Source organism: Pseudohongiella spirulinae, from assembly GCF_001444425.1.
Lineage (GTDB): Bacteria > Pseudomonadota > Gammaproteobacteria > Pseudomonadales > Pseudohongiellaceae > Pseudohongiella > Pseudohongiella spirulinae.
Window position 1 is genome coordinate 535859 of sequence record NZ_CP013189.1, and the last position, 15972, is coordinate 551830.

Consider the following 15972-nt stretch of genomic DNA (forward strand, 5'->3'; position numbering starts at 1 on the left):
TTGATTTTCTGAATCTGTTCAGTTAAAACTGCCTCCGTTAACTCAACCTTCAATCCAAAAAAGGACTGATAGTTGATGAATCAAAATAACAAGAAGGTAGATCCGAGGCGCCAGAAACTTTTGTACAACTTGCGAAGTCGATGCAAGAATCAAGTATAACTGCTTGATTTTATGTCTTTGCTGATGTAAAAAGCGAAGGTCGTCATATCGTAATGACAAAATCTTATAAGTCGAAACCGACGTTTCTACTACTGATTAGGGGATTAATATGAAGAAGAAAACGCTCTCTCTGGCTATTGCCGGGGTTTTGGGCTTTGGTGGTGCTGTGGTGCTGCCAGCCAATACCTATGCGCAGGAATCAGCTGATACCATCGAAGAAGTGGTTATTACAGGTTCCCGTATCCGACGTGCTGACCTGGAAGGGTTCAACCCGGTCAGTGTCATAGACCGAACGATGATTGAGACTCAAAGCCAGGTAAGCCTTGGTGATATTCTGCAGAGAATGCCCTACTCTGCAGGTGCTGCCGTGAATACCGGTGTTAACAACGGTGGCTCCGGTGCAGTCAATTTCTCACTGCGTGGTCTGGGCTCGCAGCGCACTCTGGTGCTGGTAAACGGGCGACGAGTGGTTCCCTCTGGCCTGGGTGCCAATTCGGTTGTGGACTTGAACAATATCCCGCCAAACATGATTGAACGTGTCGAAGTTCTGAAAGATGGCGCCTCATCAGTTTACGGTTCTGATGCCGTTGCCGGTGTTGTGAACATCATTACACGCAAAGACTATAACGGGGCTGCGCTCAATGTGCAGAACGGTATTACCAGCGAAGGCGATGGTGGTCAGAGCACAGTAGACTTTAATCTGGGTACTGCCAGCGATCGTGGCAGCTTTGTAGTGTCAGGGTACTACACCAAGCAGAAGCCGATCTGGGCGGGTGACCGCGAGTACTCTAAGGAAGAGATCTGGTACCATCCTTACTGGAATCCGACCGGACAGGAGCCTGGCGGATCTTCTGCCGTGCCCTGGGGTAACCATGTAAGCCCCGCTTCAGTTGGTGGAGATGGCGTGCGTTATACGCGCGGCCAGGAGTTCGGAGCCTGGAGACAGTACAGCGGTGCTTCTGACCCTTATAACTACGCTCCCGCCAACTACACTCAGACGCCAAACGAGCGTTGGGGTTTCAGCGCCTTTGGCAACTACCAGCTGGGTGACTTTGGTGCTGTCCGTAATGTTGAGGCCAGTGGTGAGGTGATGTTCACACATCGTGCGTCACAGCGACTGATCGCGCCTGAGCCTTTGGCGCCTCTGGCATTTTTCGGCACGGCGGCACCGTACTCTGATCTGAACTACTACAACATCACCCAGGGACCCAAGCATAGCGTTACCGGTGACACCATGATTCTGACCGATTGGCGTCGGCGAATGGTGGAAACTGGTGGTCGTGATCAAGTGCATGAGACCAACACGCATCAGGTGACCCTGGCGCTGACTGGTGAAGTCGGCAACTGGTTCTGGGACGCATCGGCGTTCTATGGTGAGAATGATGCAAGCGTTCTGGATCTGGGGTATTTCCAACTGGAGCGTGTCGCCGAAGCCGTAGGTCCGACTTTCATGGACGCCTCCGGTAATCTGTTCTGTAGTACCGATGGTACGGCGGCCGGTGTCATTGATGGCTGTGTACCGTTGAATGTTTTCGGTCAACCAGGCACCGATACACAGATTACCCCTGAAATGCTGCAGTATATCTCTGGCAACTACGTGTCCATGACGCTGGGCGGCAATGATATGTCCGGTGTGCAGTTCAACGCGTCAGGCCCCATAATGGACCTGCCAGCGGGTGAACTGGGAATGGCTGTTGGCGTGGAACATCGCAAAGTTAATGGTTTCTCCCAGCCTGACTCTCTGCAGTTGCTGGGTGTATCCACGGCGGGTTCTTCATTGGCAACAGCTGGTGGTTACAATGTTGATGAAGCCTATGTGGAATTTGCAATACCGGTGATCGCTGGTGTAACCGGTATCGAAAGCCTGGAGTTAAGCCTGGCGTCTCGCTACTCGGACTACAATACCTTCGGCAGCACCACAAATTCCAAGCTGGGTATGCGCTGGACAGTCAATGATGAGTTGACCTTGCGTGCAACTGTTTCCGAAGCTTTCCGTGCACCATCGGTGCCGGAGTTGTTCGCCGGGCAGTCTACAGGTTACCCTCAAGTCAGCGACCCTTGTGCTGGCAACGCGACACAGTTCTGTGTAGCTGACGGTGTGCCCAGTGGCGGATACGATAATGCCGGTCTGATTCAATTGCCTACGCTTTCTGGTGGCAGCACGGCCCTGCAGCCTGAAGAGGCGGATATTCTGACAGCTGGATTTGTTTATCAGCCCGGCTGGATGCAGGATCTGTCTATTACAGTTGACTACTGGGAAACCGAAATTGATGGTGCTGTATCTACTCTTGGGCCACAGTTGATTCTGGATAGCTGTCAGCAAAGCGGTCAGTACTGTGAGCTGGTCGAGCGCTGGGGTCCCGGCAGTGGTGCGACAGTGGGTGATGTAAAATTGATCACGAACCTGAACGTCAACGTGGGTGGTAACGATGCGTCAGGTATTGACCTGTCAGCTCGTTACTCAATGGATACCAGCGACTGGGGTAGTTTTGATCTGGGTCTGGATGTGATTCATCTGCTTGATTACGAGAAGCGCCTGGCAGATGGCACCATCATTCCTCACGCTGGTCGTTTTGAAGACAACCATGACGGTAACTTCCCCGAGTGGCGCTGGAATTTTGTTGCCGATTGGAACTACAACCAGTGGACAGCTAACTACACCGCGCGTTACATCGGTGAAGTGACTGAGCCTCTGATCAAGTGGTTCCACTCAGGTGATGAAGAGAATCAGGTCAAGAAGCAGCTGACGCACAGCGTTCAGGCCACCTATAACCTGGAGTCCTACAACACCCGGTTTACCCTGGGCGTTGAGAACCTGACAGATGAGCAGCCGCCATTTGCCTACTCCGGCTTTAACGACAATACTGATCCTCGTACCTACGAGACCCGCGGTCGTTACTACTATGGTCGTGTAAGCTTCAGCTTCTGATCGACCACATCCAACCGCGAAGCTAGCGGAAAAAAAGAACCAGCCCTCTTGGGCTGGTTTTTTTTTGACTGTGAATCAGCTGAAAAAATGGGACAATGCCCGCAATGAGTACATTAAACAATCAACTGGCTGACCTGGATGCGGCGCTGAGCGCGGGTCAGTTGGCGCTTGCACTTGAGCAGGGCAGCCGGCTGGTGGCCGAATATCCGGATTCTCAGCATGGCTGGTTATCGTACAGCGAGGCCTGTCGCCTTGCCGGACGTACCGAAGCAGCTCGTGAGGCTGCCCGTCAAGCCTGGCAGCTTGCCCCCCAAAACCTTTTTGCTGTAGCACAATATGCGCGCTGCCTGATGCCGTATGCTGACCACCGGTTGATTTCAGAGCTGGTCCGAACTGGTATCAGATCGGACGCGGGCAATGACTGGGCGCTTGATATCCTGGCCTCATGTGCTGTATCGGTAGACGACTGGGAGCAGGCGTTGAGCCTGTATGAGCGATTACTGCAAAGCAATGCAACAAACCCGCACTATCGCTACATGCAGGGGCTCGCCCTGTCTGTCTCTGGCATGACAGAACAGGCACTCCAGAGTCTGGAGAAAATTCGCCGCGATCCGCAATTCAGCGGCAGGGTATTGAATCTGATCCAGGATATTGATGCGACGCGTGTAAACCGTGATGAGCTGGAAGCGGTTCTTGGCAGCCAGCAGACTATATCATCACAGGATAAGATCTATGCCCTGCAGGCTCTGGGTCGGCTACATCATTCGGAGCGACGATTTGAGGAGGCATTCAGCTGTTGGCAACGAGCAAACGAACTGAAAGCTTCCGGTGCACGATACAAGGCTGATGACTGGGATGTATTCGCGGCGAGATTAATGCGCCTGGGGGGCAATGTCGCGGCTGATTCATCTCCGTCGCCGCCTGGTGGAAAGTCCCCGATCTTTATTGTCGGTCTGCCGAGATCAGGCACCACACTGCTGGAGCGGATACTGGTGAACTCCGGGCACGTTGCCGCGCTGGGAGAATTGCGTGATTTCGAAGTATTGATGCAGATGCATATGGGGGAGTCAATCACGCCGTTGCCTTTCGATTTCAGGCCGGAAAAAGCAGCTGCAATTGACTGGGTCGCAATAGGCGAGTCATATTGCGAGCGACTGGCGTCGAGAGATTCTTCTGGCCGACATCCCTGCGACAAAAATCCTTTCAATTTTCTGTTCTGTGGACTTATCCTGGCGGCGCTGCCCGATGCCCGGATCATTCACATCAAAAAGCATCCTCTGGATGCCGGACTTGGAACATTCAGGCATATTTTTGCGGCGGCAGCGCCGTGGTCCTATCGGCTGGCTGACATAGCTCATTTCTATGTGCTTTATGATAGGGTCATGGCGCACTGGGTGGCACTTTACCCCGACAGAATATATCAGATTCATTATGATGAATTGGTTTCAGATCCTGAGGTGCAGAGCAGCATGCTTTTTGAATGGCTGAACCTGCCCTGGTCGGGATCGGTGCCTGATACAGCTGCCAGTAAGGGGGTCGTCCGGTCCGCCAGTGCCAATCAGGTTCGCTCGCCTATTCACCAGCAGGCGGTGCAGGTTTGGCGCAACTATGCGTCGCAGCTGTCAGCTTTGAAAGACTCACTGGAGCGCGGGGGAGTCCTCGATGGCAATGACTGAGAATACGACTGATGATGAATTTGTATGTGCCATGTCTGTGCGCGACTATGAGTGCGACATGCAGGGCGTGGTCAACAATTCGGTGTATCAGAATTACCTGGAGCATGCTCGTCACGAGTACCTGAAAACCCGTGGGCTTGATTTTGCGACCCTGACGCGCGAAGGAATCATTGTTGTTGTAGTCAGGGCAGAAATTGACTATCTGCAGCCGCTGAAAAGTGGCGATAGCATTTTTGTCACCGCGAAGCCAGTTCTGGAGAAACGCATACGGTTGGTATTCAATCAAAGCATCCGGCATTCGGCGACTGGCCGTGAGCATGTGCGGGCCAGAATTGTAACGACGGCCGTCAGCGAACGGGGTCGGCCTTATTTTCCTGAGTCCTTAAACGTTTTGTTGTAAGACTGTTGGCCCAGGGTACAAAACCTCACATCGCCAGAAGACGCTCCACAAAGTCTGGTACCACGGTACTGGCAAGCCCGTAAATATGTTCGTCAAACTCGGAACCGGTCGTTTCCAGGTTGATTTCGATTGTATGTGCACCCTGCCGACGAGCGGTCTGATAAAACCCGGCAGCCGGGTAGACCTGGCCGGATGTGCCGACAGCGATCAATAAATCACAGCGTTGCAGCGCGGCTTCAATCAGATTCATTTCCAGAGGCATTTCACCAAACCAGACTATATGTGGTCGCAGATTGCCAGGCTGGCGGCAGCAGCGGCATTCGCTGTCGATATTCACGGGTTCACGATGTTCGAAGATCAGACCGGATACCATACACCGTACTTTTAACAGCTCACCATGCATGTGAATCAGTCGTTCACTGCCAGCTCTTTCATGAAGATTGTCAACATTCTGGGTGACCAGCAGGAACTCATGGTCCGGGAGCTGACTGCAGGCGTATTCCAGTTTCGCCAGTGCGGTGTGGGCCGCATTCGGACGGATGTGCGTCTGCAACAATTGTGAGCGTCGCTGGTTGTAGAAGTTGTGCACCAGTACCGGGTTGGCTGCAAAGCCTTCAGGTGTGGCGACTTCTTCAATGCGGTGGTTTTCCCACAATCCGTCGGCTGAGCGGAAGGTCTGGATACCGGACTCGGCGGATATGCCTGCACCGGTCAGTACAACGATGGATCGATAGGGTAAGCTCACAATGCAGTCATGCCCCGGCGGCGTTATAATGCATACAAATTTTAAGGAGTAAGTCTATGTCTTTGCCGAGCATTGGTAAACAGGCTCCGGCCTTCAAGCTGTTGAATCAGCAGGGTGAAGCCGTTTCCCTGAAAGATTTTAAAGATAGTCATAATGTTGTGCTGTATTTTTATCCAAAGGCCATGACGCCGGGTTGCACGGTACAGGCTTGCGGGCTGCGTGACAGCCAGGCTGAGCTTGCCGCGCTCGACACAGTCGTGCTGGGTGTGTCACCGGATCCGGTAACGCGATTGCAGAAGTTTATCGACAAGGAGTCGCTGAATTTCACTCTCTTGTCCGATGAGGATCATGCCGTGGCTGATAAATATGGAGCCTGGGGACCCAAGAAATTCATGGGTCGTGAGTACGACGGTATTCTGCGCCAGACTTATATCATCGACAAGGCCGGCAAATTGCGTCACATCATCGATAAAGTCAAAACCAAAACGCATCACGATGAGGTGCTCAACTGGATCAAAGACAATTTGTCATGACTGACGCCCTGGAGCTGAATTACCGGCAATATTCAAGTGAAGGCAAGCCGCTGATCATTCTGCATGGCTTGTTTGGCAGTTTGACTAACTGGACCTGGCACAGCAAAAAGTTTGCAGAGCACTTCAGTGTCTACGCACTGGATTTGCGTAACCATGGCGCCTCGCCGCATGCCGACAGTATGAGTTATGCGCAAATGTCCGGTGATGTGCTGCGCTTTATGGATGCGCACCATATTGAGAAGGCGCATATCCTGGGACACTCCATGGGTGGCAAGGTTGCCATGCAGATGGCGCTCACTGCGCCGCAGCGCGTTGACAAGCTGGTGGTGGCTGATATTGCACCGGTTCAGTACGGTGGTGAGCGAGGCGAACACGACGAGATATTCGAGGGCATGTGTGCTCTGCAACTGGAAATCCTTTCGAGCCGGGCGGATGCTGATAAACAATTGGCCGAGTGGGTGAATGATGAGATAGTCCGTCAGTTTCTGCTCAGCAATCTGGTGCGTCGTGCGGGTGATGGATTCGAGTGGCGCATCAATCTGCCGGCTCTGAAAAAATGTTACCCGGCGCTCAGGGCCAGGCCCGAGGCGCATGCCGCTTTTGACGGACCTGTGCTGTTTGTGCGTGGCGACCTGTCGGACTATATCCAGCCGCAACACAAAGACGAGGTGTTGAGCCTGTTTCCGGCGGCGCAGATTAAAACCATCATGCAGACCGGGCACTGGCTGCATGCCGAAAAGCCGGATACTTTTAACCGAATAGTTGCAGATTTTCTGCTGGATGAATCATGACCCTGCTGAGCGTAAACGTAAACAAGATTGCTTTGCTGCGAAATTCCCGTGGCACCAACTATCCTGATTTGCTGTATTTCGTGCAGAAAATCATCGGCCGGGGCGTGCAGGGCATTACGGTGCATCCGCGACCGGATGAGCGCCACATTACCCGGCAGGACGCGCGTGATATCGCTGAACTTTTAAAAGGTCACCCGGGTGTCGAATTCAACATCGAGGGTTATCCGACCGATGGCTTTATGGCGCTGATTGACGACTTGCGGCCAGCACAGTGTACGCTGGTGCCTGATGAACCCGGGCAGTTGACGTCAGATCACGGCTGGGATGTCACTGGCAACCGCAAGCTGCTCAGCGAAGTGCTCACACAACTGCGAAGCTGGCAGGTACGCAGCAGTCTGTTTCTGGATCCGCTACCGGCACTGGTTAGTGATGTGAAGGCGGCAGGTGCTGACCGTATCGAGCTGTATACCGAACATTATGCCCGGGTGCACGCTCAAGGTGCAAAACAGAGGATGGCTGATACATTGCAACAGTATCACGATACAGCGCGCGCGGCCCGCGAAGCGGGTATTGGTGTTAATGCCGGGCATGACCTCAACCTGCATAACCTTGCCGGCTTGTTGGAAGGCGGACTGATTCAGGAAGTGTCCATTGGACATGCATTGATCGTTGAGTCTCTGGAGCAGGGCATGGACACGGTATTGGACCGTTATCTGGCAATCACGCGACATGCCAGATAAGCCGCCGCTTTATTACGGCTACTGGATTATTCTGGCCGCCTTTGTCACTCAGTTCGTGGCAATCGGCATGCAGAACTATGTCATTGGGCCGTTCACCACCCCCATGATTGATGAGTTTGGCTGGACGCGTGCCGAGTTCACCTCGGCCCGATCGATCGGGCAGATGGTGGCAGCTTTCACTGGCTTTTTTATTGGCGCAGGGGTGGATCGCTTTGGCGGTAGACCCTTTATTCTGATAGGCATGATTGTTCTGTCGGTTGCCCTGTTTTCACTGGGCAGTGTTCAGTCATTGTCGCAGTGGATAATCATCAACGGTGTGGCGCTGACCATTGGTTCAGCCATGATCGGCAATCTGGTGGTTAACGTTACGCTGGGCAAGTGGTTTGTTGTGCAGCGTGGTCGTGCTGTGGCGCTGGCGGCCATGGGTATTTCCCTGAGTGGCGTGTTGCTGCCGCCGGTCACGACCTGGCTGGTGGATGTGTTTGGCTGGCGCGAGGCCTGGCACGTGCTGGGAATTGCTGCCGCTTTGCTGATCTTTCCTGCCGCTCTGGTGATCCGGCGCAGTCCGGAAGATTATGGTATGAATCCGGATGGCCGCAGCGCCGAACAAATGGCCACTGAACTGGGCGACATGGCGCGCATGGATTACGCGACTTCCATGACTCGACGTCAAGCCATGCGAACCGGGCGTTTTTATACGTTGGTTGTGGCCTTCGGTCTGTTTCAGATTTCGATAACGGTGATGCTGCTACAGACTGTGCCTTTTATGACCGATGCCGGTTATTCTCGACTGGTAGCCGCATCCATGATCTCATTGACATCTATCCCGGCTTTCATCAGCAAACCGTTTTGGGGCATTCTGATTGATCGCTACAGCGCCAGGCCCCTGGCGGCGATTGGTGCCGGTATCACTGGATTTTCACTGATCATCATTGTGCTGGCGGTGCAGGTAAAAAATGATCTGCTGGTCTATGCAGCGTTTCTGTTAATGGGTGTTGGCTGGGGCGGACTGGTTCCGCTTCAGGAAGTTATCTGGGCAACCTTCTTCGGCCGTCGCTATCTGGGTTCGGTGCGGGCGACTGCCATGCCATTTACGTTTGCGCTGACGGCTCTGGGTCCGATTATGGCTGCGGCATATTATGACCGCGCAGGCAATTACGATAATGCATTTCTGGTCATGGCCTGCTGTAATCTGGTGGCGGCAGTGGTGTTGATGCTGATTTCGGACAAACGACCGGCCCGTTCAGAGCATTGATTCAAGCACCGGCCAGACGATGTCGACAATCATGGGCTGGGCTTCGGCAGTTGGGTGGATGCCGTCATCCTGCATCCATTGCGGATGATCAGCAATGCCGTCCAGCAGGAAAGGAATCAGTTCAGTGCCATACTGCTCGGCCAGCTCCTGATATTGAGCATAAAAAGGCTCTGTGTAGCGTGGCCCGTAGTTGGGCGGAATCTGGATGCCGACCAGCAACACCCTTGCGCCGGCCTGTTGGCTCAGCTCAATCATCTCTTGCAGATTACTGCGTATTGCTGCCACCGGCAGGCCTCGCAGTCCATCATTTCCGCCGAGCTCCAGTATTACAATATCAGGCTCACTGCCGGCCAGTTGGGCGGGCAGTCGGGCCAGACCACCGCCGGTGGTTTCGCCGCTGACGCTGCCGTTAACAACATGGTGAGCATAGTCACGCTCGCGCAGGCGTTGCTGCAGCAACGCCACCCAGCCCTGGGATTCCTCCATACGGTAGGCGGCGCTCAGACTGTCGCCAAACACCAGAATAACTGGTGTATTGTTTTGATCAGCCAGGGCGCCGGGTGCGATCAATACGACCCAAAAACCGATCAGCAGGGCGCGTATCAGGGTGCCAGCTTTAAAAGATTTGCCTAACATAAGTCGGTACAATGCTTCCATCGATCAATGTTGTGCCAAACCGCCAAGGTTAAAGTGAATACGAACGATGCGCAATGTCGGTTTTATGAACCACAAGGCCCCGCACCAGCGTAATATCGGGAATAATTTGTAAAGACGGCAGGAGACGCCCTCGCATGACAGCCATACTTGAAGCCCGCCATCTGGCCAAGAAAGTGATGACCAGTGAAGGTGAGCTGGTCATACTAAAGGATATCAATATTGCGATTGAAGACGGCGAAACCCTTGCCATTGTTGGTGCCTCCGGGTCGGGCAAATCCACATTGCTGGGTTTGATGGCTGGTCTGGATACTGCCAGCAGTGGCGATATGATGCTTGACGGTGCCAACCTCAGTGCCATGGATGAGGAAGAGCGTGCTCTGCTGCGAGGTCGCAGTGTTGGCTTTGTCTTTCAGTCATTTCAGTTGCTGCCCAGTTTGACTGCGCTGGAAAACGTCATGCTGCCGATTGAACTCAAAAATGATCGGGATGCCCGCAACAAAGCAGCCGTGCTATTGCAACGCGTGGGTCTTGAGTCCCGTCAGCATCATTACCCGAATCAATTGTCCGGCGGCGAGCAGCAGCGGGTGGCGATAGCGCGGGCTTTCGCGTCCCAGGCGCGCATCCTGTTTGCTGATGAACCGACCGGTAATCTGGATTCAGCAACAGGCGCACGGGTCATCGAGCTGCTGTTCTCGCTAAACGCAGAGTTTGGTACCACGCTGGTGCTGGTGACGCACGATGATCGTCTGGCAGAACGGTGTGGTCGGATTGTGCGGCTGGTTGCCGGCGATATTACCGAGGACAGCCGTCATGGCTGAGAGCTCTGTCAGCAATACTCAAACTTTACAGCCGGATACACTGCTGCGTATTGCCCTGCGTTTGCTGTGGCGCGACTGGCGTGGCGGAGAGCTGAAGTTGTTGCTGTTGGCCATGATCATGGCAGTCACATCAGTCACCGGTATTGCCCTTTTCACGGACCGGCTGCAGGGAGCTTTATTGCAGGAGTCTGCCAATATGCTGGCTGCCGATCGCGTACTCAGCAGCCGGACCCAGCCCCCGCGGGAGTGGCTGCAGCAAGCAACTGAACGTGGTTTGGATACTGCGGAGTTTGTGTCCTTTGCATCCATGGTGTTCTCTGATCAGAGCAACCTGCTGGTTTCCGTGAAAGCCGTCAATGACAGCTATCCATTGCGGGGCGATCTGCAGGTGGCTGACCAGCCTTTTGGTGTGCCTTACGTTAACAACGATGGGCCCGCGCGCGGAGAAGTCTGGGTTGAATCACGGGTGTTGCCGGCTTTGGGCTTACAAATTGGTGATGTTCTGTACGTTGGCGATGGCGAATTTACCGTTAGCCAGGTGTTGGTGCAGGAGCCTGACCGACAGCAGGGTGGCATGATGGAAAGTGCCGGACCGCGCCTGCTGATGCACCTGGAGGATGTGGCAGCAACCAATGTCATACAGCCGGGTAGCCGGATCACCTATCGCTATCTGTTTGCAGGCGCCCAGGTGGATCTGGATAATTTTGCACAATGGCTGCGTGATGAATCGGACGGTCAGTCGCGTCTGCGCGATGTGCGTGATGAAAGTCAGGAGGTGGCCGAGGCGCTCAGTCGCGCCGAGAGTTTCCTGATGCTGGGCAGTCTGTTTGCGGTGATTCTGGCTGGCATTGCTATTGCTCTGACTGCCCGACGCTATAGTGAGCGACACTTCGATTATGCGGCGATATTAAAAACGCTTGGCTGCACTTCCAACCAGATCTCTGCCATCTACTTTACGATTCTGGCCCTTTTACTGCTTATTGCGGTCGCTATGGGCTCTATGTTCGGCTGGCTGGTGCACGAGTTGATTCTGCGCCTGCTGGCCTCGGTCATTCCTGTGCAGCTGCCGACCCCTTCGCTAATGCCTTACGGGGTTGGTGCGCTAACAGCGCTGGTTTGTCTGTTTGCCTTTGCCATGCCGCCGTTATTAGCTCTGAAACATACCTCGCCATTGCGAGTGCTGCGCAAGGATCTGGTGGATGCGCCGCTCAGTACGCGACTGCCTTATCTGTTTGGCATCGGCGGTGCCTTGCTGCTGATCATCTGGTACAGCCAGGATCTTTTGATTACAGGTATTCTGGTAGCCGGTGTGGCGGGTGTTGTGCTGGTTCTGAGTGCGCTGTCGTGGCTGCTGCTGCGCAGTGGTTCGGCTGCCGGTATGCGGGCCGGCAGCGCCTGGATGCTGGCCATGTCTGCTGTGCGGCGGCGCCGGCGTCAGAGCGTACTGCAGGTGTTGGTGTTCTGCCTGACCATCATGAGTCTGTTAACACTGGCACTGCTGCGCACCGATCTGATTCGCGACTGGCAGGCGCAATTGCCGGAAGATACGCCCAATCATTTTATGATGAACATCACTGCATCCCAGGTTGATGGCATGCAGAATTTCATGTCGCAGAACAATCTGCAAAGCAATCCGTTTTATCCGATGATGACTGCCGGTTTGCTCAGCGTGAATGGAGAAATGCCACGCAACCCCTGGGATGAGGATGATGAGCAGCAAACCCTGACCGAGCGCAGCGCCGGGCAAGATGATCGCGCTGATGCTGAGGCGGCCGAAGGCGGCGATGAGCAGGGCCGTCAGCGGGTTATCAACCGTCAGGTCACCTGGACTTCATTGTTGCCTCCGGACAATCAGATTGTTGCCGGTAGCTGGTGGGGCGAGGGTGATGTTGCCGGCCAGGTGTCGGTAGAAGATGATTATGCGCGCCGCCTGGGTGTGGAGCTGGGCGACGAGCTGGTGTTTCGCGCCGGCGAAGATCAGGTAACAGTCACGGTGACCAGTCTGCGAACAGTCCGTTGGGACAATATGCAACCGAACTTCTTTTTTATCTTTTCGCCGGGAACGCTGGATCATTTAGGCGCAACTTATCTGTCGACCATGCTGCTGGTAGGTGAACAGAAACTCATGCTGAATGATTTGCTGCGGCAATTCCCGACGATAGTGGTGTTGGAGGTAGATGCCATTATCCAGCAGATTCAGGATATCATTGCACAGGTCAGCTCGGCGATTGAGCTGATCGCGGCGTTAGTGCTGGTGGCGGGTGCGCTGGTCTTGCTGGCCTGTGTGAACGCCACCCTGGATGAACGTTTTCGCGAGAATGCCATACTGCGAACCCTGGGCGCGGGGCGGCGCTTGATTTTGAATTCGCTGTGGATAGAATTCGCGTTTATAGGCCTGCTGGCAGGTGTGATCGCCACCGTTGGGGCGGAGCTGAGTCTCTACTACCTGCAGACCGAAGTTTTTCAGCAGGACTTCTCACCGCACTATTGGGTCTGGTTTGTCGGTCCTGTTGCAGGTACAGTGATCATCTCCTTATTAGGTGTTAACGCTACACGACGCGTCGTTAAAACCAGTCCACTGGCCGTTCTGCGTGAGTTGTCTGTTTAAGCGACGGGAGCAAGATGAATGAGAATACAACAGGTTTTTGAAGGGGTGTCGCAGCTTGGTCTGCTGGTGTGCTTGATGCTGGTATCGGCACTGGCGCAGGCTCAGCAGACAAGTGCCACTGAAATCAGCCGAACATGTGTCTACGGTGATTGCGAAAGCGGTTTTGGAATTCTGGAAATCAGGACGGAGTTGGGAACTGATCGTTATGAAGGTGATTTTCAGAGTGGTCGTTATCACGGTTTTGGTCGTCTGGAGCAGATGATAAGCCGCTCAGAGCGCGCTTATTACGAAGGTGACTGGGTAGCCGGGTCGCGTGAGGGACGTGGCACCTATTGGGATGGTCGATCGCGTCTCTATATCGGACAGTGGCGTGATGATCTGCGCCATGGTCGTGGCGCGTACTTTTTTGGGGTTAACGACTGGTACCCCAATAAACACACAGAGTTGTGGCTCAGAGAAAACACGGAGAATTACACAGGCGAATTTGTCGACGACCTGTACCAGGGGCAGGGTGTGTACCGTTGGCCCGATGGCCAGCGCTACGAGGGTCGATTCTACGCCAATGAGAAACATGGTCCAGGCACATTTTTCTACCCGACGGGCACCCGCCGGGAGCAGGTCTGGGAGTACGGACGTTTTGTGCGCTGAGGCGCCAGACAGAGAGTGAATCATGGATTTACAGTCTATTCGTCGAGAGTATCTGCGCGGTCAATTGCATCGTGAGGAGCTGGCACTCGACCCGATCGAACAGTTCGGCCGCTGGATGGATCAGGCGATAAAAATGGAACAGCCGGAACCCACAGCGATGGTGCTGGCAACTTCCCAGCCGTCACAGCGCGTGGTTCTGCTGAAAGGTTTTGATGAACGCGGATTTACGTTCTTTACCAACTACGAAAGTCGCAAAGCGCAGCAGATTGCTGTCAACTCATCCGTCAGTCTGCACTTCCCCTGGCTGACGATTGAACGTCAGGTCATTATTCAGGGTGTGGCTGAAAAAGTCTCGATTGAAGAGTCAAGGGCCTATTTCAACAGCCGCCCCCGAGAAAGTCAGCTTGGAGCCTGGGCGTCGCCGCAGAGCCGGGTACTGGCATCGCGCGATGTGATGGAGCAGCAGTATGAATCGGCCAGCGAGAAGTTTGCCGGACAGGACATTCCCCTGCCGGAGTTCTGGGGTGGTTATCGCGTCGCGCCGCAGAGCATTGAATTCTGGCAGGGTGGCTCACGGCGATTACATGATCGCTTCCTGTATATCCGCCAGGCTGACGGTGACTGGCTGATAGAAAGGCTGGCGCCCTGACAGCGCCAGCTCATCGGCTCAGCTCTGGTCCCAGGCTGGTAATTTCTTATCAGCCAGTTCACCCTTCAAGCGGGCATATTGCGGTAATCCGTTTTTGTAAGGTGGGTAGTCTTCGCCGGCGATCAATGGCGTGAAGTACTGACGTGCCTGTTCGGTGATATTAAAGCCATCCTCGGTTATAAATTCCCTTGGCATGGGTTTCTCTACATTGGCGACATCGGCCAGTGCCACCTCGCCTATTTCCCACTCATACCTGTCGCCTGGCTTGCGGACGATAGTTGGCATGACGGCATTTTTACCTGCCAGCGCAAACTCAACAGCGGCTTTGCCAACTGCATAGGCCTGCTCAACGTCGGTGGCAGATGCGATGTGACGCGCGGCTCTCTGCAGATAGTCGGCGACCGCCCAATGATACTTGTAACCGAGTTCCTGCTTGATCATATTAGCCAGAAAAGGTGCCACGCCACCCAGCTGAGTATGACCAAAGGCATCTTTGCCACCAGCATCTGCCAGGAACTGACCATTGGCGTAGTGAGCTCCTTCTGAAACCACGATGGCACAGAAACCATAGCGATTCACGCAGTCTCGGACACGACGCAGGAATGCGGGTTTATCGAAAGCGATTTCCGGAAACAGGATAATGTGAGGTGCGTCACCTTCCTGTTCGGCTGCCAGGCCCGCGGCACCGGCAATCCAGCCGGCGTGGCGCCCCATTACCTCCATTACGAAGACTTTGGTGGAGCTTTCGCACATAGAAGCGACATCAAGTCCGGCTTCGCGTATCGATACAGCAACATATTTGGCAACTGAGCCAAAGCCCGGGCAGTTGTCAGTAACAGGCAGGTCATTATCCACGGTTTTGGGAATGCCGATACAGGTGATGGGAAAGCCTTCTTTCAGGCTCAGCATCGACACCTTGTTGGCGGTGTCCTGCGAGTCGCCGCCGCCGTTGTACAGAAAGTAGCGAATATTGTGCGCCCGGAATACGTCCATCAGGCGTTGATACTCAGCGCGATTGTCTTCCAGACTTTTTAATTTATAGCGACATGATCCAAACGCTCCCGATGGCGTATGACGCAAGGCGGCGATTGTTGCAGCAGACTCTTTGCCGGTGTCGATCAGCTCCTCGCGCAGTGCTCCGATGATGCCGTTCAGGCCTGCATAAACGGTGCCGATCTGATCATTGTGGCGCCGGGCGGTTTCAATAACACCGCAGGCGCTGGCGTTGATTACAGCGGTAACGCCGCCTGACTGGGCGTAGAACAGATTTGCTTTGGACATGCTTTACCTGTGGGCAACTGAGTGTGATGCAATGTGGGTCGGGTAAAGGCATAATGTTACAAATTGCGGCTGGCCTTGGCAAT

14 protein-coding genes are annotated in these 15972 nt (G+C 54.2%); 11 read left to right on the forward strand and 3 right to left on the reverse strand.

Annotation, left to right across the window (positions count from 1 at the left end; translation table 11 throughout):
• The first annotated feature begins 268 nt into the window (after positions 1 to 268).
• The 3 genes from PS2015_RS02590 (at position 269) to PS2015_RS02600 (ending at position 5164) form a co-directional block, all read left to right on the forward strand.
• Positions 269 to 3088: a TonB-dependent receptor domain-containing protein gene (locus PS2015_RS02590; protein WP_058020698.1), complete on the forward strand. Its 2820-nt coding sequence runs from the start codon at positions 269 to 271 to the stop codon at positions 3086 to 3088.
• 104 nt (positions 3089 to 3192) lie between these two features.
• Positions 3193 to 4764, forward strand: a complete 1572-nt coding sequence (locus PS2015_RS02595) for a tetratricopeptide repeat-containing sulfotransferase family protein (RefSeq protein ID WP_058020699.1) — start codon at positions 3193 to 3195, stop codon at positions 4762 to 4764.
• Entirely contained in the window at positions 4757 to 5164 is a 408-nt protein-coding gene (locus tag PS2015_RS02600; RefSeq protein ID WP_058023105.1) for an acyl-CoA thioesterase, read from the forward strand. Before PS2015_RS02595 ends, PS2015_RS02600 begins: the two co-directional genes overlap by 8 nt.
• Positions 5165 to 5189: 25 nt before the next feature.
• Here the strand turns inward: PS2015_RS02600 and cobB are convergent, their stop codons facing one another.
• Positions 5190 to 5909: a Sir2 family NAD+-dependent deacetylase gene (gene cobB / locus PS2015_RS02605; RefSeq protein WP_237113360.1), complete on the reverse strand. Its 720-nt coding sequence runs from the start codon at positions 5907 to 5909 to the stop codon at positions 5190 to 5192.
• A gap of 56 nt (positions 5910 to 5965) precedes the next feature.
• On the opposite strand from cobB, the gene bcp reads away from it, so the two are divergent.
• From bcp to PS2015_RS02625, 4 genes are read left to right on the forward strand one after another with little or no spacing between them, the layout of a single operon-like run.
• On the forward strand, positions 5966 to 6442 hold the full coding sequence (gene bcp / locus PS2015_RS02610; protein ID WP_058020702.1) for a thioredoxin-dependent thiol peroxidase: 477 nt from the start codon (positions 5966 to 5968) through the stop codon (positions 6440 to 6442).
• A complete protein-coding gene (locus tag PS2015_RS02615; protein WP_058020703.1) occupies positions 6439 to 7233 on the forward strand; it encodes an alpha/beta fold hydrolase in 795 nt (264 codons plus the stop codon). The genes bcp and PS2015_RS02615 overlap by 4 nt, the downstream gene beginning before the upstream one ends.
• On the forward strand, positions 7230 to 7973 hold the full coding sequence (locus tag PS2015_RS02620; protein ID WP_058020705.1) for a pyridoxine 5'-phosphate synthase: 744 nt from the start codon (positions 7230 to 7232) through the stop codon (positions 7971 to 7973). Before PS2015_RS02615 ends, PS2015_RS02620 begins: the two co-directional genes overlap by 4 nt.
• On the forward strand, positions 7963 to 9228 hold the full coding sequence (locus tag PS2015_RS02625; RefSeq protein WP_058020707.1) for an MFS transporter: 1266 nt from the start codon (positions 7963 to 7965) through the stop codon (positions 9226 to 9228). The genes PS2015_RS02620 and PS2015_RS02625 overlap by 11 nt, the downstream gene beginning before the upstream one ends.
• On the opposite strand, the gene PS2015_RS02630 is transcribed toward PS2015_RS02625, so the two are convergent.
• A complete protein-coding gene (locus PS2015_RS02630; RefSeq protein ID WP_082627924.1) occupies positions 9217 to 9864 on the reverse strand; it encodes an arylesterase in 648 nt (215 codons plus the stop codon). The two genes, PS2015_RS02625 and PS2015_RS02630, sit on opposite strands and share 12 nt — an antisense overlap.
• 155 nt (positions 9865 to 10019) lie before the next feature.
• Here PS2015_RS02630 and PS2015_RS02635 point away from each other — a divergent pair, with 155 nt between their 5' ends.
• From PS2015_RS02635 to pdxH, 4 genes are read left to right on the forward strand one after another with little or no spacing between them, the layout of a single operon-like run.
• Positions 10020 to 10703 (forward strand): ABC transporter ATP-binding protein, encoded by a 684-nt coding sequence (locus tag PS2015_RS02635; protein WP_058020708.1) that lies wholly within the window; start codon positions 10020 to 10022, stop codon positions 10701 to 10703.
• A complete protein-coding gene (locus tag PS2015_RS02640; protein ID WP_058020710.1) occupies positions 10696 to 13311 on the forward strand; it encodes an ABC transporter permease in 2616 nt (871 codons plus the stop codon). Before PS2015_RS02635 ends, PS2015_RS02640 begins: the two co-directional genes overlap by 8 nt.
• 18 nt (positions 13312 to 13329) lie before the next feature.
• A complete protein-coding gene (locus tag PS2015_RS02645; protein ID WP_058020712.1) occupies positions 13330 to 13959 on the forward strand; it encodes an MORN repeat-containing protein in 630 nt (209 codons plus the stop codon).
• A gap of 22 nt (positions 13960 to 13981) precedes the next feature.
• Complete coding sequence (gene pdxH, locus PS2015_RS02650; RefSeq protein WP_058020714.1) at positions 13982 to 14608, forward strand: pyridoxamine 5'-phosphate oxidase; 627 nt, start codon at positions 13982 to 13984, stop codon at positions 14606 to 14608.
• 18 nt (positions 14609 to 14626) lie between these two features.
• On the opposite strand, the gene PS2015_RS02655 is transcribed toward pdxH, so the two are convergent.
• Entirely contained in the window at positions 14627 to 15889 is a 1263-nt protein-coding gene (locus tag PS2015_RS02655) for a 6-phosphofructokinase (RefSeq protein WP_058020715.1), read from the reverse strand.
• Positions 15890 to 15972 lie beyond the last annotated feature (83 nt).